This window comes from Rhizobium sp. BK602 (assembly GCF_014195095.1).
Lineage (GTDB): Bacteria > Pseudomonadota > Alphaproteobacteria > Rhizobiales > Rhizobiaceae > Rhizobium.
The window spans coordinates 296,759-315,932 of sequence record NZ_JACIBC010000007.1; the positions used below are offsets into that span (position 1 = coordinate 296,759).

Annotated in this window: 19 protein-coding genes; 8 read left to right on the forward strand and 11 right to left on the reverse strand. The window is 62.9% G+C overall.

The genetic code is table 11. From position 1 onward, the window contains the following. Positions 1–92 precede the first annotated feature (92 nt). The 4 genes from FHX11_RS23125 to FHX11_RS23140 form a co-directional block, all read right to left on the reverse strand. A complete protein-coding gene (locus FHX11_RS23125; RefSeq protein ID WP_184361405.1) occupies positions 93–491 on the reverse strand; it encodes a VOC family protein in 399 nt (132 codons plus the stop codon). 160 nt (positions 492–651) lie between these two features. Beyond that, on the reverse strand, positions 652–1,293 hold the full coding sequence (locus FHX11_RS23130; RefSeq protein WP_184361408.1) for a ThuA domain-containing protein: 642 nt from the start codon (positions 1,291–1,293) through the stop codon (positions 652–654). A 24-nt stretch (positions 1,294–1,317) separates the two neighbouring features. Then, on the reverse strand, positions 1,318–2,418 hold the full coding sequence (locus tag FHX11_RS23135; protein WP_184361411.1) for a Gfo/Idh/MocA family oxidoreductase: 1,101 nt from the start codon (positions 2,416–2,418) through the stop codon (positions 1,318–1,320). Between the two features lie 40 nt (positions 2,419–2,458). Continuing rightward, positions 2,459–3,664 (reverse strand): ROK family transcriptional regulator, encoded by a 1,206-nt coding sequence (locus FHX11_RS23140; RefSeq protein ID WP_184361414.1) that lies wholly within the window; start codon positions 3,662–3,664, stop codon positions 2,459–2,461. 220 nt (positions 3,665–3,884) lie between these two features. Here FHX11_RS23140 and FHX11_RS23145 point away from each other — a divergent pair, with 220 nt between their 5' ends. From FHX11_RS23145 to ugpC, 4 genes are all read left to right on the forward strand, one after another. Continuing rightward, complete coding sequence (locus FHX11_RS23145) at positions 3,885–5,186, forward strand: extracellular solute-binding protein (RefSeq protein ID WP_184361417.1); 1,302 nt, start codon at positions 3,885–3,887, stop codon at positions 5,184–5,186. Between the two features lie 72 nt (positions 5,187–5,258). Further along, positions 5,259–6,197 (forward strand): sugar ABC transporter permease, encoded by a 939-nt coding sequence (locus FHX11_RS23150; protein WP_184361420.1) that lies wholly within the window; start codon positions 5,259–5,261, stop codon positions 6,195–6,197. Beyond that, positions 6,190–7,038 carry a carbohydrate ABC transporter permease gene (locus tag FHX11_RS23155; RefSeq protein WP_184361423.1) on the forward strand — a complete coding sequence of 283 codons (849 nt, stop codon included), beginning with the start codon at positions 6,190–6,192 and terminating at the stop codon, positions 7,036–7,038. Before FHX11_RS23150 ends, FHX11_RS23155 begins: the two co-directional genes overlap by 8 nt. Positions 7,039–7,058: 20 nt before the next feature. Then, the gene (gene ugpC / locus FHX11_RS23160; RefSeq protein ID WP_184361426.1) at positions 7,059–8,129 is read left to right on the forward strand and encodes a sn-glycerol-3-phosphate ABC transporter ATP-binding protein UgpC; all 1,071 of its coding nucleotides are present in this window, start codon (positions 7,059–7,061) and stop codon (positions 8,127–8,129) included. On the opposite strand, the gene FHX11_RS23165 is transcribed toward ugpC, so the two are convergent. Both FHX11_RS23165 and FHX11_RS23170 read right to left on the reverse strand, forming a co-directional pair. Beyond that, a complete protein-coding gene (locus FHX11_RS23165) occupies positions 8,126–8,503 on the reverse strand; it encodes a DUF427 domain-containing protein (protein WP_184361429.1) in 378 nt (125 codons plus the stop codon). The genes ugpC and FHX11_RS23165 overlap by 4 nt on opposite strands. Before the next feature lie 106 nt (positions 8,504–8,609). After that, entirely contained in the window at positions 8,610–9,242 is a 633-nt protein-coding gene (locus FHX11_RS23170; protein WP_184361431.1) for a TetR/AcrR family transcriptional regulator, read from the reverse strand. Between the two features lie 322 nt (positions 9,243–9,564). Between FHX11_RS23170 and FHX11_RS23175 the strand changes: the two genes are divergently transcribed. The 3 genes from FHX11_RS23175 to FHX11_RS23185 are packed head-to-tail and all read left to right on the forward strand — an operon-like array spanning position 9,565 to position 13,297. Next, positions 9,565–10,032 carry a (2Fe-2S)-binding protein gene (locus FHX11_RS23175; protein ID WP_184361434.1) on the forward strand — a complete coding sequence of 156 codons (468 nt, stop codon included), beginning with the start codon at positions 9,565–9,567 and terminating at the stop codon, positions 10,030–10,032. Beyond that, a complete protein-coding gene (locus tag FHX11_RS23180; protein ID WP_184361438.1) occupies positions 10,029–11,012 on the forward strand; it encodes a xanthine dehydrogenase family protein subunit M in 984 nt (327 codons plus the stop codon). Before FHX11_RS23175 ends, FHX11_RS23180 begins: the two co-directional genes overlap by 4 nt. Further along, on the forward strand, positions 11,009–13,297 hold the full coding sequence (locus FHX11_RS23185; RefSeq protein ID WP_184361441.1) for a xanthine dehydrogenase family protein molybdopterin-binding subunit: 2,289 nt from the start codon (positions 11,009–11,011) through the stop codon (positions 13,295–13,297). The genes FHX11_RS23180 and FHX11_RS23185 overlap by 4 nt, the downstream gene beginning before the upstream one ends. A 76-nt stretch (positions 13,298–13,373) precedes the next feature. Here FHX11_RS23185 and FHX11_RS23190 read toward each other — a convergent pair whose 3' ends face one another. The 4 genes from FHX11_RS23190 to FHX11_RS23205 form a co-directional block, all read right to left on the reverse strand. After that, positions 13,374–13,835 carry a type II toxin-antitoxin system VapC family toxin gene (locus tag FHX11_RS23190; protein ID WP_184361444.1) on the reverse strand — a complete coding sequence of 154 codons (462 nt, stop codon included), beginning with the start codon at positions 13,833–13,835 and terminating at the stop codon, positions 13,374–13,376. Next, on the reverse strand, positions 13,832–14,134 hold the full coding sequence (locus FHX11_RS23195; protein ID WP_184361447.1) for a type II toxin-antitoxin system Phd/YefM family antitoxin: 303 nt from the start codon (positions 14,132–14,134) through the stop codon (positions 13,832–13,834). The genes FHX11_RS23190 and FHX11_RS23195 overlap by 4 nt, the downstream gene beginning before the upstream one ends. A gap of 68 nt (positions 14,135–14,202) precedes the next feature. Next, positions 14,203–16,011: a M23 family metallopeptidase gene (locus FHX11_RS23200; RefSeq protein WP_246781119.1), complete on the reverse strand. Its 1,809-nt coding sequence runs from the start codon at positions 16,009–16,011 to the stop codon at positions 14,203–14,205. Between the two features lie 148 nt (positions 16,012–16,159). Further along, positions 16,160–17,515, reverse strand: coding sequence for an Nramp family divalent metal transporter (locus tag FHX11_RS23205; protein WP_184361453.1), 1,356 nt, complete (start codon positions 17,513–17,515; stop codon positions 16,160–16,162). 390 nt (positions 17,516–17,905) lie between these two features. Here FHX11_RS23205 and mntR point away from each other — a divergent pair, with 390 nt between their 5' ends. Further along, positions 17,906–18,361: a manganese-binding transcriptional regulator MntR gene (mntR, locus tag FHX11_RS23210; RefSeq protein ID WP_184361456.1), complete on the forward strand. Its 456-nt coding sequence runs from the start codon at positions 17,906–17,908 to the stop codon at positions 18,359–18,361. Positions 18,362–18,376: 15 nt separating this feature from the next. Here the strand turns inward: mntR and FHX11_RS23215 are convergent, their stop codons facing one another. Next, a complete protein-coding gene (locus tag FHX11_RS23215) occupies positions 18,377–19,126 on the reverse strand; it encodes a tryptophan 2,3-dioxygenase family protein (protein WP_184361459.1) in 750 nt (249 codons plus the stop codon). Between the last annotated feature and the right edge of the window lie 48 nt (positions 19,127–19,174).

Below are 19,174 nucleotides of genomic sequence, written 5' to 3' on the forward strand. Positions count from 1 at the left end.
AGCAAAAAAGCGCAAGCAGCACAAGAGTTTGTGGCGTGCTGGCGATATTCTACCAGTTCGGATCAGGGTGGCAAGATGTCGGCGTCCTGCGATCATTCAGGGGAATTGAAGACGGCTTCGATGTGGTGGCCATCCAGATCGATCACGAAGGCCGCAAAATAATGCGGCCCGTAATGGGGGCGGAGGCCGGGAGAGCCATTGTCCGTACCGCCGTGTTGGATAGCCACCTCATGAAAATTGATAATGGCTTGTCTGTTTGGGGCTGCCAAAGCCAGATGAAACCCAGGGCCAGGCGGCCGTTGACCTTCCGGACAAAACTTCAGAGCCAGTTTGTCGCCACCGCCGGCAATGCCATAGCCAACGGCCTGATCCATTTCTCCCGGTCTGAGATCCTCCCAAACGCGAACATATCCGAGTGGGGCAAGAGCGGCGTCGTAGAATGCTGCCGCGCGTTCAATGTTGGAGACGCCGAAGGAAATATGATGAAGCATATGTTCGGAAACTCCGTTTTCGGACCAATTCTCGCACGCATATGCAAGGCGAGACCATAGATTTCATTTACCAATATGGAAACCGTCCGCAGCAGCAAGCCTTCGGACGGTTCCAGATATCGATCTAAAAATGGTTACTATCGGTGGAGGCGGCCGGATATCAACGCGCCGCCCAGTTGGCGCCGCGGCGGAAGATGGTTTTCATCTGCGGCACGTCGAATTCCTTGGCCTGGTGGCCGAGCGAGGAATAGAAGACGCGGCCCTTGCCGTATTTGCGCTTCCAGGCGACCGGCATGACGACGCCGTCGATCCAGTAGGCGTGGTCGCCGGTGAAGGTGGTGGTGGCCAGCACCTCGTTCGAGGGATCGACATGCATGTAATATTGCTCGGACGTGTAGGGGAAATCGGTGATCCCCTGCATGATCGGATCGTCCGGACGGGTGATGTTGACCTTGTAATCGATGATGTTGCCGGGATGGGCGACCCACTGGCCGCCGATGATGAACTGGTACTCGACGCTGTCGCGGAAACTGTCGCCGGCGCCGCCATGATAGCCGGCGATGCCGACGCCGCTTTCGATGGCCTCGGCGAGGTTCTTCACCTCTTCCTTCTCGATCTTCGACATGGTGACGATCGGTACGATCAGGCTGAGATCGTGGATCGAAGGGTCGGCGAAAGCCTCGGTGCTGTTTTCGAGGTAGACCTTGAAACCGTCCTCCTCCAGCATGTCGCGGATGATATGGGCGCATTCCTGTGGTTCGTGGCCGCTCCAGCCGCCCCAGACGATAAGTGCTTCACGCATGATGATCCTCCTGAATTTTTTCGATTAGCGGCCGAGTTTTCCGTCCACCAGCGATTCGGACAGAGGCGCCGGGCGTTCGGTTTTCGTCGTGATGGTGACGGTGCGGCCGGTGTCGGAGGCCGTCTGGAAGGCCTCCATGACCTCGAGCACATGCAGCGCCAGGCTGCCATTGGCGCGGTGCGGCCGGTTGGAGCGGATGGCGTATGCGAGATCGGCGACGCCGAGAGAGCGGTAGTTGCCGTCGGCATAGGGGGCGGTGACCTCGCGTCCCTCGAACTGGCTGCCCTTCTTGAGGTATTCGACCGTGCCGCCGAAATGGTTCGGATCGGGTACGATCAGTGTGCCCTCGGTGCCGTAGACCTCAAGCGGCACATGCTTGTGGCCGGCCACGTCGAAGCTCATGCCGATCTGGACGACGGCGCCGCTCTCAAAGGCCATGACGCCGGCCACATGGGTCGGCACATGCACGGGAATATGTTCGCCGTTGCGCGGCTCGCTGGTGATGATGCGCTCCTTGCGCGGCGTCACGGCAAAGCCGGCGACCTGCGAGACCGGGCCGAGCAGGTTGACGAGGTCGGTGATGTAATAAGGACCCATGTCGAGCATCGGGCCGCCGCCGACTTCGTAATAGAAAGCCGGATTCGGATGCCAGCGCTCATGGCCGGGGCACATGAAGGTGGCGGTGCCGCCGACCGGGATGCCGATCGCGCCCTCGTCGATGATGGCGCGCGCCGTCTGGTGGCCGCCGCCGAGGAAGGTATCGGGTGCGGCGCCGATGCGCAGGCCCCTGGCGGCGGCCGCGTCCGCGAGCGTCTTGCCCTCGGCGAACGTGATGCCGAGCGGCTTCTCCGAATAGGTATGCTTGCCGGCCGCCAGCGCCTGGAGGCCGACGGCGACATGCGCCTTCGGGATGGTCAGGTTGACGATGATCTCTATGGTGGGATCGGCGAACAGGGCCTCAATATCGACGGCTTTCAGGCCGAACTCGGTGGCCTTGGCCTCGGCGAGCTCACGGTTGAGATCGGCCACGCCTTTGATGTCGAGGATGGGAAAAGATTTCATCGCGGTGAGATAGGCGCCGGAAATGTTTCCGCAGCCGATAATGCCGATGCCGACCTTGTTCATAAGCTTCCTCCAGATGAATTGTCTTTGCTGTCCTGTGAAATCAGAGCGCCGGTGCCGGTCCCGTCGTTCCCCAGGGCGATTCGTAGAGTTCGCGCAGCGCCACGACGGCGGCGCCCTGCGCCCAGGTCTCGTCGGTCGACTGGTCGAAGACCAGTTCGGTCACGCCCTGGATCGACGGCGGGATGGCGAGCGAATAGGCCTCCCTCAGGCTGTCGAGGAAGGGCTGGCCGAGCGCCAGGCTGGAGCCGACGAGGATGACGCGCGGCGGTGCGAACAGCGTGACGATATTGGCAAGCGCCATGCCGCAGGCTTCTCCGGCGCGGATCGCCGCGCTGATCAGCGTATTGTCCTCGGCCGCGATCAGGGTCTGCGCATGCGCCATGCCGCGGCCGAGACGGATGGCTTCGGCGAAACGGCCGCCGCTCGGCTGATCGCCGAGAATGGCGCTTTCGCCGGCAAGGCTTGCCAGGCGGACGGTGCCCTGCGGTCCCATGCCGAGAACCAGGTCGCCGAGATTGTGGCTGAGGCCGCCGGCGCCGCGAAACAGCTGGCCGCCATGCAGAACGCCAAGCCCCAGCGTCTGCTCCAGCGATACCAGCACCATGTCGTCAAGATCTCGCGCCTTGCCGAACCAGTGATGGGCGAGCGTGATGGCATGCGCGTCGCTTTCGACGATGGTGGTCACGCCCAGGCGTTCCGACATCTCCTTGGCGAAATCGACGCCGCTTTCGCGGAAGATCGGGCTTGAGCGCACATGGCCGGTGCGATGTTCGACGACGCCGGGAAGGCCGAGGCAGACCGAATCGATCTCGTCGAGCGCCAGGCCGGCATCGACGACGCAGCGGCGCACGCCGTCCTCGATGAGATCGGCGATGACGCTGATCGGCTGCCGGTCGACGCGCAGCGCCAGCGTCAGCGTGGACAAGACCTCGCCACGGAAATCGGTGACGACGAAGACCATGCGGTTGGCGGCGATCTTGGCGCCGACGACGCGGGCGGCATCCGGATTGAGCTCCAGCATGACGCGTGGCCGGCCGCGGGCGGCGGCCTCGCGCAGGTCGCCTTCCGTGCGTGCCAGGATCAGTCCGTCGTCGAGCAACGATGCAGTGATCGCCGACACCGTGGTGGTCGAAAGCTGGGTGCTTTCGCTGATTTCGATGCGCGCGATGGAGCCCGCCCGCCGGATCGTATCCAGCACGTTGAAGCGGTTTATCGCCCGCATAAGCTCGGGATCTGCTGTTTTCATGAGAATGGTGCCGAATGATGAGTCCGTTCGGCCACGGCCTGATATTTTTGACGGGTTGCGAATTAAATAACCTATGGTCATTGCCCAATGTCAAGCCGTTTTAGGGGCTGTCTGCCGAAAATTTAGCAATGGCGGTTGACATTTCGGCAAAGCTCCGCTGAATTATTCCGCATAAGGGAAAAAATATTGAGGCTCTTGGTTCCCTTGGGAGGAGAAAATCATGATCCATCTACGTGGGGCCAAAGCCCTTCGCATCGCCGCTGTTGCCGCCACGACCGGGCTGGCGATCTTGGCCGGCGCGACGGGTGCCGCCGCCGACACCGTCGTCAAATGGCTGCATCTGGAAACCGATCCGAATTACGTCGCCGTCTGGCGCAAGCTCGCCGATCAGTACGAGGCCAAGCATCCCGGCACGAAGATCGAGATGCAGTTCCTGGCCAACGAGGCCTTCAAGGCCAAGCTGCCGACCTTGCTGCAATCGAAGGACGCGCCGGATTTCTTCTTCAGCTGGGGCGGCGGCGTGCTGAAACAGCAGCAGCAAACCGGCACGCTGATGGATCTGACCGAGGCGATGAATGCCAAGGATGGCGCCTGGCTGAAGAGCTATAATCCGGCTGCCGTCAAGGGGTTGACCTTCGACGGCAAGATCAGCGCCGTGCCCTACAAGATGGGCACCGTTTCCTTCTTCTACAACAAGGCGCTCTTTGCCAAGGCCGGCGTCGACGCGGCTTCCATCAAGACCTGGGACGACTATCTGGCCGCGGTCAAGAAGCTCAAGGCGGCCGGCATCGCGCCGATCGCCGGTGGCGGCGGCGAGAAGTGGCCGATCCATTTCTACTGGAGCTATCTGGTGATGCGTGACGGCGGTCAGCCGGTTTTCACCGCCGCCAAGACCGGCCAAGGCAACGGTTTCAACGATCCGGCCATCATCAAGGCGGGCGAGCAGCTGGCCGAACTCGGCAAGCTCGAGCCCTTCCAGCCCGGCTATCTCGGCGCCACCTGGCCGCAGGCGCTCGGCGTCTTCGGCGACGGCAAGGCGGCAATGATCCTCGGCTTCGAAAACACCGTCGCCAACCAGCGCACCAATGCCGGCGACGGCAAGGGCCTGGCGGACGACAATGTCGGGCGCTTCGCCTTCCCGGCGGTCACCGGCGGCGCCGGCCTTGCGACCGATACGCTGGGCGGTTTGAACGGTTGGGCCGTCACCAAGAAGGCGCCGCCAGAAGCGCTCGATTTCCTCGCCTATCTCACCAATGCCGACAATGAGCGCACCATGGCGCAGGCCGGCATGCTCATTCCGGTCGCGACCGGCGCGGAGGATGGCGTCAAGGGTCCGCTGATGCGCGATGCCGCCGATCAGCTGGCGCATTCGACCTGGCACCAGAACTTCTTCGACCAGGATCTCGGCCCCTCGGTCGGCCGTGTCGTCAACGATGTGGCCGTCGGCATCGTCTCCGGCCAGATCGCGCCGAAGGATGGCGCGCAGCAGGTCCAGGACGCCTTCGAGCAGGACCAGCTCTAGCGGCATCCGGCGCCGGCCGCTCCCTTGTGCCGGCGCCGGTTTTTCTTTGAATTGCAATTGTCGAGACCGCCCATGACCGATGTCAGCGCCACGACTGCCATGCCCTCCATCGCAAGAGCGAGGCCCGCAGCGAAACGAAAATCGCCGGCCGCGCGCGGCCGCATGCCTGTTATTTTGCTGTTCCTGCCGCCGGCATTGCTGCTCTTCACCATCTTCGTCATCCTGCCGATGGGCGAGGCCGCCTGGTACAGCCTCTATCGTTGGAACGGCTATGGCCCGCCGACGGAATTCGTGGGGCTGCGCAATTTCCAGGTTCTGTTCAAGAACGCCGCGTTCCTGACCTCGCTCAAGAACAATGCGCTCATCATCCTGGTGTCGATCGCCATCCAGGTGCCGCTTGCCATCTGGCTGGCGACGATGCTGGCGAACCGCGTTCGCGGCGTCGTGCTCTTCCGGCTGATCTTCTTCCTGCCTTATGTGCTGGCGGAAGTCGCCGCCGGCCTGATCTGGCGCTTCGTCTATGACGGCGACTACGGCCTGTTTGCCGCGATCGCGCATTTCCTCGGAACCGCCACGCCCTATGTGCTCGCCGACAAGGACCTGGCGATGTATGCCGTGCTCGGCGTCATCGTGTGGAAATATTTCGGCTTCCACATGATGCTGTTCATCGCCGGACTGCAATCCCTGGACAAGAGCGTGCTGGAGGCGGCCGAGATCGATGGCGCCACCGGCTGGCAGAAGTTCCGCTACGTCACCTTGCCGCTGCTGGGCTCGACGCTGCGTCTCTCCGTCTTCTTCGCGGTCGTCGGATCGCTGCAGCTCTTCGACATGATCATGCCGCTCACCGGCGGCGGACCGTTCAACTCGACGCAGACGATGGTGACCTTCCTATACAATTTCGGTGTCACCCGCATGCAGGTCGGTCTCGGCAGCGCCGTCGGCGTCGTGCTGTTCGTGATCTGCGTCACTCTCGCCTTCGGCTACAAACGGATATTTATGCGCAATGACTGATATGGCTTCATCCGTTCGACTGAGCACCGGCACGAAGATCTATCTCTACGTGTCGCTGACCATCATCGCCGCCATCGTGCTGATCCCGCTTCTGACGACCGCACTCGGCGGCTTCAAGACGCTGGGCGATCTCCGGGTCAATCCCTTCGGCCTGCCGGCCGAATGGCATTTCGAGAATTATACCGGCATCCTGTTCGGCGATCGCTACTGGCGGCAGATGATGAACTCCTTGATCATCGCCGTGTTGACCGTGTTCCTGACGCTGTCGGTCTCGGCGATGGCCGCCTTCGCCTTCGCGCATGTGAAATTCTTCGGCTCGAACTTCCTGCTGAACTATTTCCTCATCGGCCTGATGTTTCCGGCGGCCACGGCGATCCTGCCGCTGTTCATCCGCATCCGCGATCTCGGCCTGCTCAATACCTATTGGGGCGTGGTGCTGCCGCAGGTGGCTTTCGGCCTCGGCATGAGCATCCTTCTGTTCCGAAATTATTTTCGCAACCTTCCGGAAGAATTGTTCCAGGCGGCTTTCGTCGATGGTTGCGGTTATATCCGCTTCTTCTGGCACATCTCGCTGCCGCTCTCGCGGCCGATCATCGCCACCGTCAGTATCATCTCCTTCGTCGGCAGCTGGAACAGCTACATCCTGCCGCTGATCATGCTGAACTCGGATTCGATCTATCCCTGGCCGCTCGGCATGATGGTCTATAGCGGCGAATTCGGTACCGAATGGGAACTGGTGCTGGCCTTCATCACGCTCACCATCCTACCCACCATCATCGTCTTCTTCCTGGCGCAGAAGCACATCATCGCCGGCCTCACCGCCGGTGCCGTGAAGTCCTGAGCCTTACTGGAGCAAAGAGCATGGCATCCGTCGAACTGCACAACATCCACAAGGCCTATGGGGCGCTCACCGTCATCCACGATATCTCGCTTTCGATCGAGGACGGCGAGTTCATCGCACTCGTCGGTCCCTCCGGCTGCGGGAAATCGACCCTTTTGCGGATGATCGCCGGGTTGGAGGAAATCACCGAGGGCGACGTGTCGATCGGCGGGCAGGTGGTCAACGCCATGACGCCGCGCGAGCGCAACATCGCCATGGTCTTCCAGTCCTATGCGCTTTATCCGCATATGACGGTGGCCGAGAACATGGGCTTCAACCTGAAGCTCTCGGGCGAGACCAAGCCGGTCATCGAGCAGCGGGTCAACGAGGCGGCGCGCATGCTCGACCTCACCAAGCTGCTCGACCGCAAGCCGGCGCAACTGTCCGGCGGTCAGCGTCAGCGCGTCGCCATGGGGCGCGCCATCGTGCGTAATCCCGCCGTCTTCCTGTTCGACGAACCGCTGTCGAACCTCGATGCGAAGCTGCGTGTGCAGATGCGCTCGGAGATCAAGGCGCTGCATCAGAAGGTGCAGACCACCTCGATCTACGTCACCCACGACCAGATCGAGGCCATGACACTGGCCGACCGCATCGTCGTGCTGAATCAGGGCAAGATCGAGCAACAGGGCACGCCGATCGAGCTCTACCGCCAGCCGGCCAACCTCTTCGTCGCCGGCTTCATCGGCTCACCCGCCATGAATTTCCTCGACGGCGTGGTGGAGGGCCTCGATGGTTCGCCCGCCGTGCGCCTGAAGGACAGCACGCCGGTGCGTATCGCCGGCGCGCGTAAGGTGAAATCCGGGCAGAGCGTGAAGATCGGCCTCAGGCCGGAGCATCTGAGCCTTGCCGGCAATGGTTCGCCGCTGACCGGGCAGACGCTGCTGGTCGAGCCGACCGGCGCGCAGACGCATGTGCTGTTCGATCTGGCCGGCGAGCAGGTGACCGCCGTCGTCGATGGCGAGGCGCCGGTCCGCTATGGCGAGCCGCTGAGGGTCGCCGTCAGCCCCGAGCAGGTCTATGTCTTCGATGCATCGAGCGGGCTGGCGCTTTAGGCGTCAATGCTGATGGCGTCGACCCGATCCGGGTAGAAGGCCACGTAGTCCTTGATCCGGCCTACGGAAGGATAAGGGTTTTCGTAGGTCCAGACCGCGTTCACCGACCGCTCGCCGCCGGCCGGGATGTTGTAATAGGAACAGTCGCCCTTGTAGGGACAGTATGTGGCATGGTCGGTCCTTTCGAGTGCCGACATGTCGACATCCTTGCGCGGCACGTAGAGGACCGGCGGATAGGAGGCTTCCTTCAGGGACAGGGCGTCGCGCGTATCGGCGATGACCTTGCCGGCAACCGAAACGGTGACATGCGCCCGCTTGTTCTCGATGGTGATGGGATGATCGGGGCCGGGAATCTTGATCGGCTTTTCGGGCATTTGGACTCTCCTCGGCTTTGGTGAGGGGCCAGGCACATAAGTTTCGCGAAACCGAACTCGCCTGACACTCTCATTCAAAAGCATATAGGACGCATCCAGCCGAATATCAGGCCCCCTGCGGCCCTTGAGCTTTCGGTGCACCCCAGCGCAATCCGTCCATCAACAGGCCGACGAGGCGGCGGGAGCGGTCGTGCCATTCCGGCGAGTTGGGCATGGAATAGGTGCCGGAAAGCGCCTGCAGCACGTCGGTGCTGTCGACATCGGCGCGGATCGAGCCGGCGGCGACGGCCCTTGCGATGAGGCCGGAGAGCACGATCGGTACTTTGCCGTAGCTGTCGGCGAAGAGTTCGGAATTGCTGTTGAGCAGGATGCGCAGACTGTCTCCCATGCCACGCTTCGTGGCGATGTAGCCGACGAAACGATGCATCCATTCCTCCAGCGCGCGATCCGGTGTCAGCTCGCCGGCGAGCTCCCCGGCTGCGTCGCAAAGCACCTCGACCTCATGGCGATAGACGGCCTCGACCAGATGTTCGCGGGTCGGGAAATGCCGGTAAAGCGTGCCGACGCCGACGCTTGCGCGCCGGGCAATCTCCTCGAGCGAGGCGGCGGTGCCGTGATCGGCGAAGGCTTGCGCCGCGGTTTCGATGAGCTTGTCGCGGTTGCGGCGTGCATCGGCGCGCAGGGTCTTGCCGCCTGGCGGTGTGGTATCCTTCGGTTCTGGCGGCGGCTTGGCGGCCAATTTTCGCTCCACGCGGATTGCGACTTGACGGCATCGGCCAAGTCTCTAAATATTAAACGGAGGCGCCTCCGTTTATTCTGGAGTACCGGAGGATTGTTATCGCATAATGCGCCGTGATGCCATTGCCGTCTGCAAGGAGGATCGAGGATGGCAAGGGCGCGGCGTAATCCGATGTCCCATCGAAATCCGCATGCGCCAGCGAAGGCGCCGTAGGCTGATGATCTTCGGCCGGCAACGCAAACGTCCGCAAACGTCAAGGATGAGCGTCATGCCGGCGCAATCCGATAATTCCACGATGATGACCCGAACAGGGAGTGAGTTGATGACCACCGTCCATCTCGATATCAACGGGCATGCGCATGAGCTTTCGCTCGATCCGCGTGTCACGCTTCTCGATGCCCTTCGCGAGCATCTCTGTCTGACCGGCACCAAGAAGGGCTGCGACCAGGGCCAGTGCGGCGCCTGTACCGTCCATGTCGATGGCGAGCGCGTGCTGTCCTGCCTGATGCTGGCCGCCCAGGCCGAGGGTCGCAAGGTGACCACGATCGAGGGGCTGGCCAAAGAAAACGGCGACCTGCATCCGGTGCAGGCCGCCTTCCTCGAGCATGACGCCTTTCAGTGCGGCTATTGCACGCCGGGCCAGATCATGTCGGCGGTCGCCTGTATCCGCGAGGGCCATGCCGGCACCGACGACGAGATCCGCGAATATATGGCCGGCAATCTCTGTCGCTGCGGCGCCTATCCGCATATCGTCGCCGCCGTGCGCGAAGCCGCGGAGGCCGCCCGATGAAAGAGTTTTCCTATCTCCGCGCCGGCTCGATCGATGAGGCCCGGCAGGCTGCCGCATCTTCGGCCACGGCATTGCTCGCCGGCGGCACGACGCTGCTCGATCTCGCCAAATGCGGCGTGGCCGCGCCGGGAACGGTGGTGGATATCTCCCATCTCTCCGGTCTCGATGCTATCGCTTTCACTGATCAGGGCGTCAGCATCGGCGCGCTGGCGAAGATGAGCCGCGTTGCCGACGACGCCAATATCAAGGCGCAGTTCCCGGCCGTCTCGCAGGCCTTGTCGCTGGCGGCCTCGGCGCAGATCCGCAACATGGCGACCATCGGCGGCAATCTGATGCAGCGCACGCGCTGTCCCTATTTCCGCGATCCCGCCACGTTTGCGGCTTGCAACAAGCGCGCGCCCGGCTCCGGCTGTTCGGCGATCGGCGGTGTCACGCGCAACCATGCGGTTCTCGGCACGAGCGAGGCCTGCATCGCCACCAATCCCGGCGATCTCGCCGTGGCGCTGGTGGCCTTCGATGCCGTCGTGCATCTCGGCGAGCGTTCCATTGCGGCTGATGATTTCTTCCTGCTGCCGGGCGCGACGCCGGAGCGGGAGCATGCGATCTCGCCCGGCGAGATGATCACGGCGATTGCCATTCCGGCATCGGCCGCGGCGCGCCGTTCGATCTATCTCAAGGTCCGCGACCGCCAGTCCTATGAGTTCGCGGCGGCGAGCGCCGCTGTCGGCCTTGAGCTGGAGGCGGATGGCCGGACGATCCGCGATATCCGGGTGGCGCTTGGCGGTGTGGCGACCAAGCCCTGGCGTGCCCGCGCCGTTGAAAACGCATTGAAGGGCAAGGTGCTGGAGCCAGTCGCTGTGAAGCGCGCCTGCCTGCTCGCTGTCCAAGGTGCCGTCTATCATGGCGGCAATCACTACAAGATTGCGCTTGCGCCGCGTGTCGTCGAGCGCGCCATCCTGACGATGGGAGAGATAGCATGACCATTGTGGAAACCAGAAAGCGCGGCGCGGCGGATGGCGCCCTCGGCGGACGGCTGTCGCGCCTCGACGGAACCGCGAAGATCAAGGGCGAGGCCGATTATGCCGTCGAGCGTGATCTCGAGGGGCTCACCCATGCGGTGATGGTGCAGAGCACGATCGCCGCCGGCCGGGTCATCGACATCGACACGTCGGCCGCGGAGAAAGCACCGGGCGTCCTGCTCATCCTGACACCGGACAATCAGATGGCGCTGAATTCGGCAACCACCTGGATGGATACGCCCGGTCCGGAAGGTCCTTATCGGCCGCTGCTGCGCGAGATCAGCTTCAGCGGCCAGCACATCGCCGCCGTCGTTGCCGAGACCTTCGAACAGGCGACGGCCGCCGCGGCGTTGGTCAAGGTCACCTACGAGGAAATGCCGGCGATCTTCAGCCTTGAGGACAGCAGGGGCGGCGAAGGCTTGCCGCTCGATCCGATGACCAAGGAATGGGGCGATGCCGCGGCGGCCTTGGCGGCGGCCCCCGTCAGGATCGAGGCCGAATACCGGACGCCGCGTGAATATAACGTGCCGATCGAGCCGCATGGGCTGATCGCCAAATGGGACGGCGACAGGCTGACCCTTTGGGAGCCGAGCCAGTGGATCGATGGCATGGCGCGCACTTATGCGGAGTGGTTCGGCATTCCCTTCGAGAATGTGCGGATGATCTCGCCCTATATCGGCGGCGGCTTCGGCTCGAAGGCATTTGCGCTGCCGCATGGCGCGGTCGGCGTGATGGCGGCGAAGATGGTGGGCCGCCCGGTGAAGCTGGCCATCACGCGGCCGCAGACCTTCACCTCATTCGGCGGCCGGCCGGCTACGCGCCAGACGATCGCGTTGGGTGCGACCGAGGACGGCAAGCTTGTCTCCATCGTCCATAACGGCGCCAATGAGACCTCGATGGATGGCATGGCGGTCGAGCCGCTCGGTGTCGTCACGGCGATCATGTATGCGACGCCCAATTTGTCGTCGCGGCAGAATGTCGTGCGGGTGAATACGGTGACGCCGGGCGCCCTGCGGGCTCCTGGCGAAAATCCAAGCGCCTGGGGCATCGAGAGCGCCATGGACGAGCTTGCCTACGAACTCGGCATGGACCCGCTGGAAATCCGGCTGAAGAACTATGCCGAATACGATCAGGAGGCCGACAAGCCCTGGTCGACGCGGCAGCTGCGCGAAGCTTTCGAGGCCGGTGCGAAGGCTTTCGGCTGGGCGAAGCGCTCGCATGCGCCGCGCTCGATGCGCGACGGCAAACACCTGATCGGCTGGGGCATGGGCGCCGGCACCTATCCGGTGCGCCGCACGCCGGGCGAGGCGCTGGTGCGCATCCTCGCCGACGGTTCGGCGGAAGTGGCAAGCAGCGGCATCGACATGGGCCAGGGCACCTATACGATCCTGGCGCAGACGGCGGCGGAAACGCTCGGCATTCCGGTCGAGCAGATCCGCGTCAAGCTCGGCGACTCGGCGCTGCCGCGAGCGCCCGTCGCCGGCGGCTCGCAGCTTGCCAATCTGATGACAGGCGCCGTCTACAAGGCGGCGATCGCGGCCCGCGACGAACTGGTGGGGCTGGCGATCAACGATCCGAAGTCGCCGTTGCGCGACCTGCAGGCCAACACGCTGACCGTCTCCGAAGGCCGCATCTTGCCGCCGCGCGAAGGCGGCGACGGCATCGCCATTGCCGAACTGCTGCGGCAGATCGGCCGCGACAAGATCGAGGTGCTGCGCAATACGCTGCCGGAGGACAAGCAGAGCAAGGCGGATATCTACCGCAACTTCTCGACGGTCGCGACCATGCGCTCTCCGACCGAGGGCGAGTATTCGCTGCATAGCTGGTGCGCCCATTTCATCGAGGTGCGGGTCGATGAGGATTTCGGCACGGTGCGCGTCTCGCGCGTCGTCTCGGCGCTGGATTCCGGCCGGCTCTACAATCCGAAGCTCGCCGAAAGCCAGTGGAAGGGCGGCATCATCATGGGCATCGGCCAGGCGCTGCTCGAGGAGGGCATCGTCGACGAGCGTCATGCGCGCGTCATCAACAACAATCTCGGTGATTACCTCGTGCCGACCAATGCCGATATCCCGGATATCGAGGTGATCAATGTCGGCATTCCCGACCACCACGCCTCCGTGCTCGGCGGCAAGGCGGTCGGCGAGCTGGCGATCGTCGGCGTGGCGCCGGCCATCGCCAATGCCGTCTTCCACGCCACGGGCAAACGCATCCGCGACCTGCCGATCACGCTGGAGAAGCTGCTGTAGGCCGGAGGAGCCGGAGGACGGTCAGGCGCGCGATATGTGCGCCTGACCGCTTCATGGGAAGGGACTCAATTTCTGTTCACGTTCCCCGGTTTAGGGGGAAGTTGGACGGATCGTCGCTCCATGGATTGAAAAGCGCCGCCCCGGTGTGATTCACGTCGGCAACGTTGCGGGTCGTGAAAAACAGATTGAATTCCAGAGCGGTTGCAGCCAGCATCGTGTCGATGACGGATGGAAACTGCTTCGTCTCGCGCTTGATCGTGCCTGAGATCACGCCCCATCGCCGGACGATGGGATTGCTGACCGGTAGAATTCGTTCTCCAAAACGTTCCAGCAAGGCATCGCGGGATGCCAGATGGCGAGACCGGTCGGGATGGTTGCCGGGCAAGTTGTAGATGTCCTTGTCGTATTCCGCGATGGTCAGGATGCTGATGAAGAGGCTCTCTTCCGGCTGGGAACGCGCCCAACTCTTCACGGAGGGCGCTCCATTGGCGTTGATCAGGGAGGACACGACATTTGTATCGAGTAGCCAGCCGATCAAAGCTCGACATCCCTGCCGGTGTCGCTTTCGCGCTCCACATCCAATGCGGAAAGGCTGAGGCTTTCCATGAATTCGACAAGGGGCAGTCTGGGCTTGGCAGGGACTAACCGGTCGTAATCCTCGACGCTCATGATAACCACGGCTTCGCGCCCGCGAACGCTGACGCGTTGGGGACCGTCGTCACGGGCATGCCGCACGACCTCGCTGAACCGCGCTTTTGCGGTTTCCAGGTTCCATCGGCCACCCTGATGAGGGCCGGCCTTCTTGGTTGTCGGCAATTGTCGGTCTTGTTTGCTCATGGCTTCCAACTGATCAGATAGTCAGATGATAGCCCGAGTGGCGGCAATTTTCCAGAAATGATTGCGGCTCACGGCCGGCCGAAGTGACCGGGGCCTGCTTCCGGGCCTTGATCGAAGCCCGAGAAGGGCGGGGGTGGGGGCGGAGCGTCGCGGCCGGGGACGTCGAGATAGCTCATGATATTGTCGACGTGGCTCACCTGCGAGCGCAGGCTGTCGAGCGACTTGCCGGTCAGATTGGTGCCGGCGGGAAGGTCGGTGGTCAGCGGGTTTTCGTAACGGCCGTTGACGCGCAGTTCGTAGTAGAGATGCGGGCCGGTGGAATAGCCGGTGGAGCCGACATAGGCGATGACCTGGCCCTGCGTCACACGTTCACCGACATGCAGGTCGGACGGTGTCGCGGAAATATGGGCATAGGTGGTCTCGTAGCCACCGTCATGGCGGATGCGGACATATTTGCCATAGCCGGTTTCCCAGGAGATCTTTTCGACGATGCCATCGCCGGCGGCCTGGATGGGGCTGCCCATCGGCGCGCGGAAATCGACGCCGTTGTGGAATTTCTTGACGCCGAGGATCGGATGGATGCGCCAGGCGAAGCCATCGCCGAGCTTGCCGTTGGGCACCGGGCGATGCCCGAGCACCTTGGCGACGGAATGGCCGCCCTCGTCGTAGAATTCCGAGGAGCCTTCGCCGGTGTTCTTATGCAGATAATAGCGGTGCGTGTCGCCATCGGTATGGAATTCGATGAACATCAGCTCGCTTTTGTCGTTCTCTGCCTTGCGGAACAGCAAGTCGACGCTGTCGGGGCCATTGTCGCCGCCGGTCAGGGAAACGCCGTTGGCCTTGGCGAGCTTGATGAGCTGGGTGGCGCTCGCCTCGGAAAGGCCGGCCTTTTCCAGCTTGGCGTCGATCGTCCGCTGGTCGTCGCTGTCGATGCCCTTGAGATCGACGGCCGCCACATCCGTGGAGGCAGGGGCTTCGGCCTGGCTCTCGCTATAGAGGGTGGAAAACAGCCGGTCGTCCGAAAGCGGCACGAAACTGTCGGCGTCGTCGCGGGCGACGATCCGTTCGCGCGTTTTCTCGCCGCTCAGGCGTGCCATGATCAGTTTCGGCCGAGCCTCGGCGGTCTTCTTTTCCAGGAGCAGTTCCAGGCTGTCGCCGGGCGAAACCGTATCGGTCTCCAGAGCGCGCTGCAGCTCGTCGCCGGCATCGCCGCCAAGGCCGGCGGAGGCGAGGATGTCCTGCAGTTCCTGCCGGTCCTTCGGCATGGAAACCAGGCGCTTGAATTCGCGGCCGGGCTCGCCCGCGGTCGCTCTCGACACGCTGACATTCAACGGCACGCCCCGGACCGGGAAGCGCGAGCGCCGGACGGCATCGTAATGGGCGGTCTGCGGATAGATGCCCTGGCGGATATCCCCGAGCGCCGGCGGCGAGAACAGGGCGGCTTGCGCCTTGCCTTCATTGGCATAGGAGGCGTTGACGGCCGTGGCGCCGCCGCTGGCCGTTTCGCCATCCTCGGCTTTGAAGACCAGTGTCGTGCGGTGATAGGTGAAGATGCGGGTCTCGCCGCTCGACAGCTTTTCCGCCACCTGCGCGAAGCGGGCGCCGTCGAAACGCTGCTTGGCAGCCAGCCGGTTGCTCTTGGGCATGGCCGGTTCCGACTGAACGAGCTGGGCCGGCGCCACCGGCACCGCCTGCTCGATCGTATGATGGGCGAGCAAAGGATAGAGAACGGTCGCGAGAAGGCCAAAGGAGGCCGTGCCGGCAAGGCCGATGGCGATCAGGTGGCGAAGATGGGCGGAGCGAGGCAGGAAGGGGATATGAAAGTCATGATGCGGCCGCGCCTGGATGGCAGCCTCTGCAGGAAATTGAACGCGCAATGGACTTTCGGCCATGAATTGGGAAACCCTGCAGATAGCGGTGGGCCCAAACTAGGGGGAATCATGGCAAAATCTAGGCAAATATTACCAGCCTGTTAATTACCGTGATCACCCACGAGGCGCAAAATCGCGCCTCGTGGGTGATTCGTCAACCGAAGATAGTGTCGTAGAGAAGCTTGAAGTTCAGCGCCAGGATGATGGCGGCGACCAGCCAGGAGAGGATGGCGACGCTGCGCGGAACGACGAATCTGCCCATTTTCTCGGGGTTCGTGACGAATTGGACCAGCGGGATGACCGCGAAGGGGAGCTGCATGGACAGGATGACCTGGCTCAGCACGAGCAGGTCGGCAGTTCCTTTTTCACCATAAAATGCGGTTACGAACACAACCGGAATAATTGCGAGACCACGGGTCAAAAGTCGCCTTGCCCATTGTGGAATACGCAGGCGCAGGAACCCTTCCATGACGATCTGGCCGGCAAGCGTCGCCGTCACGGTGGAATTGAGGCCGGAGGCAAGCAGCGCCACGGCAAACAGGGTCGAGGCAATGCCGAGGCCGAGCAGCGGCGACAGCAGTTCGTAAGCCTGGCCAATTTCCCCGACATCGGAATGTCCGGTGCCATGGAATGCGGCGGCGGCGACGATCAGGATGGCGGCATTGACGAAGAGCGCCAGCATCAGGGCGATGGTGCTGTCGGTGGTGGCCCATTTGATCGCGTCGCGGCGGCCCTCGTCGGTGCGCTTGTAGGCGCGCGTCTGCACGATCGAGGAATGCAGGTAGAGATTATGCGGCATGACGGTGGCGCCGATGATGCCCATGGCGATGTAGAGCATCTCGTGATTGGTCACGATCTCCGTCGAGGGGACGAAGCCGTCGAGAATGGCGGCGACCGGCGGGGCGGCCGCGGCGATCTGGATGGCGAAACAGGTGGCGATGACGATCAAGAGCGCGATGACGAAGGCTTCGAGGAAGCGGAAGCCCTTGTTCATCAGAAGCAGCAGCAGGAAGGCGTCGAGCGCCGTGATCAGCGCGCCGCCGATCAGCGGAATGCCGAAAAGCAATTGCAGCGCGATTGCCGTGCCGATGACTTCGGCAAGGTCGCAGGCGATGATGGCCAGTTCGCAGGCGAACCACAGGGCGAGATTGACCGGCCTGGAATAGTGATCGCGACAGGCTTGCGCCAGGTCACGGCCGGTCGCGATGCCGAGACGCGCGGAGAGCGCCTGCAGCAGGATCGCCATCAGGTTCGACAGCATGATGACCGAAAGCAGAGTATAGCCGAATTGCGCGCCGCCGGCGAGATCGGTCGCCCAGTTGCCCGGGTCCATATAGCCGACCGAGACCATGTAGCCCGGCCCCATGAAGGCGAGCAGACGGCGAATCCAGGTGCCCGTATGCGGGACGTGGACCGTGGCGTTGACTTCGGGAAGACTTGGACGGGCGTCCTCGTCCGGACTGGCGAATTTCCATGCGCGCTGCGCCGCGGCATCCTGAATCTGCGTCATACTTGGGGCTCCGGGGGGATCGGACTATGGGGTGACTAAAGAAATATGCCGGATATCAACATTATGCAATAGGCTATATTTTATAGGTTCGGCATTGTGGTGCGACAGAATCGCGCTGTTGTCGCAGTCCTGTCGTTGCGTTTTCCGGTCTACATCAGCTGCTGCCGCGTCGGTGTCGCTGCTATCGCGCCGCGATGGTTCTCCACGGCCGGCGGTCGGTAAAGCTGGTTCGACGGTTGCGGCACGGACCGGGAGCGGGTAACTGGGCGGCGAATTTGTCCGTGGCGGAACCACGGGCATTGCCTTCGTCCGCATATGCCGACGCTTTCAAGTTTGAAGCCGGTGCTATAAAGATGAAAGCGAGTTTTATTCAGTTGGGAGCCCATCCGATTGCCGACGAGAAAGCCGCCGATCCAACGAGACGAACCCTTGCTGGATGCGGAAACGCATTCCGAGGGGTTCCGCCATACCAGGGAGGCCAGTCGTGGCGCCCTGGTGGAGGATTATGTCGAGCTGATCGCCGATCTCATCGATGACGGCAACGAGGCGCGGCAGGTGGATATCGCCGCAAGGCTCGGCGTGTCGCAGCCGACGGTCGCCAAGATGCTGGCGCGGCTTTGCGAGGACGGGCTGGTGTCGCGTCGGCCCTATCGCGGGGTTTTCCTGACGGATGCGGGCAACAGGATCGCCCAGGAGATCCGCGCGCGCCACCATACGGTCGAAGCCTTCCTGCGCTGGCTCGGCGTCAGCGCCGAAACGGCGCGCATCGACGCCGAAGGCATAGAGCATCACGTCAGCGCCGAGACGCTGGAGGCTTTCCGCCGCGCCATGCAGCGCGACGGCTGATCGCCGGGCCGGAGGTTATTCGGCGGCGTGGGGCTTGGAAATGGAATCGCGCACCACGCCATATCGGCCGCCCCAGCGGTCGGTCATCTCGGCGCGGATGTCCCAAAGCTCGGGGAAGAAGCGATGGCGGGCGCCGGCCTGCAGCAGATCGACCGGCCGGCCCTTCAGCGATTTCGAGCCAAGCCCGATCGAGCGCTGGATCAGATAGACGTGGTTGGCGCGGAATTTCTGGAATAGCTCGTCATATTCCACCAGCGCTTCGGCGACGACATAGCTGTCGCCGTGGTCGTATTTCTCGTCATAGACATCCTCGACGGTCAGGCCGGGCGCATCGAGGTAATGGGCCTTGAAGACCCGCCAGAGATCCGGCGGCATGTGCAGCAGGAACTTGAAGCCTGGCGATTCCTGGCCGCTGCCATTGCCCAGTTGCAGGCGGATCTGCTGGTATTCCTTGGGCGACATGGTTTCGAGCAGGTCGAGCTGCGCCGTCATCATCCGCATCAGGCGGTGCACACGGCCCATCAGCGTCACGACGCGGTGGGTGTTGTGCTCCTCCATGAAGGCGATCACGTCGACCAGCGTATAGGCGATGAGCTTCATCCACAGCTCCTCCACCTGGTGGACGATCTGGAATTGCAGCTCGTCGCCATTGACCATGCCGGTCAGTGGCTTCTGACAGGCGAGCAGCTTGTCGCATTGCAGGTAAACGCCATAGTCGCGCATGTCAGGCGATTCGATGCGCGCGTAATAATCCTCTTTCAGCATCTTCGTTCCCTTTATCCCGGCCTTCGGCCGCCAAGCATGTTTGCCTTC

Coding starts and splice junctions, on each gene's coding strand:
- FHX11_RS23125 (WP_184361405.1), bottom strand. CDS start 491: ATGCTTCATCATATTTCCTTCGGCGTCTCCAACATTGAACGCGCGGCA.
- FHX11_RS23130 (WP_184361408.1), bottom strand. CDS start 1,293: ATGCGTGAAGCACTTATCGTCTGGGGCGGCTGGAGCGGCCACGAACCA.
- FHX11_RS23135 (WP_184361411.1), bottom strand. CDS start 2,418: ATGAACAAGGTCGGCATCGGCATTATCGGCTGCGGAAACATTTCCGGC.
- FHX11_RS23140 (WP_184361414.1), bottom strand. CDS start 3,664: ATGAAAACAGCAGATCCCGAGCTTATGCGGGCGATAAACCGCTTCAAC.
- FHX11_RS23145 (WP_184361417.1), top strand. CDS start 3,885: ATGATCCATCTACGTGGGGCCAAAGCCCTTCGCATCGCCGCTGTTGCC.
- FHX11_RS23150 (WP_184361420.1), top strand. CDS start 5,259: ATGACCGATGTCAGCGCCACGACTGCCATGCCCTCCATCGCAAGAGCG.
- FHX11_RS23155 (WP_184361423.1), top strand. CDS start 6,190: ATGACTGATATGGCTTCATCCGTTCGACTGAGCACCGGCACGAAGATC.
- ugpC (WP_184361426.1), top strand. CDS start 7,059: ATGGCATCCGTCGAACTGCACAACATCCACAAGGCCTATGGGGCGCTC.
- FHX11_RS23165 (WP_184361429.1), bottom strand. CDS start 8,503: ATGCCCGAAAAGCCGATCAAGATTCCCGGCCCCGATCATCCCATCACC.
- FHX11_RS23175 (WP_184361434.1), top strand. CDS start 9,565: ATGACCACCGTCCATCTCGATATCAACGGGCATGCGCATGAGCTTTCG.
- FHX11_RS23180 (WP_184361438.1), top strand. CDS start 10,029: ATGAAAGAGTTTTCCTATCTCCGCGCCGGCTCGATCGATGAGGCCCGG.
- FHX11_RS23185 (WP_184361441.1), top strand. CDS start 11,009: ATGACCATTGTGGAAACCAGAAAGCGCGGCGCGGCGGATGGCGCCCTC.
- FHX11_RS23195 (WP_184361447.1), bottom strand. CDS start 14,134: ATGAGCAAACAAGACCGACAATTGCCGACAACCAAGAAGGCCGGCCCT.
- FHX11_RS23205 (WP_184361453.1), bottom strand. CDS start 17,515: ATGACGCAGATTCAGGATGCCGCGGCGCAGCGCGCATGGAAATTCGCC.
- FHX11_RS23215 (WP_184361459.1), bottom strand. CDS start 19,126: ATGCTGAAAGAGGATTATTACGCGCGCATCGAATCGCCTGACATGCGC.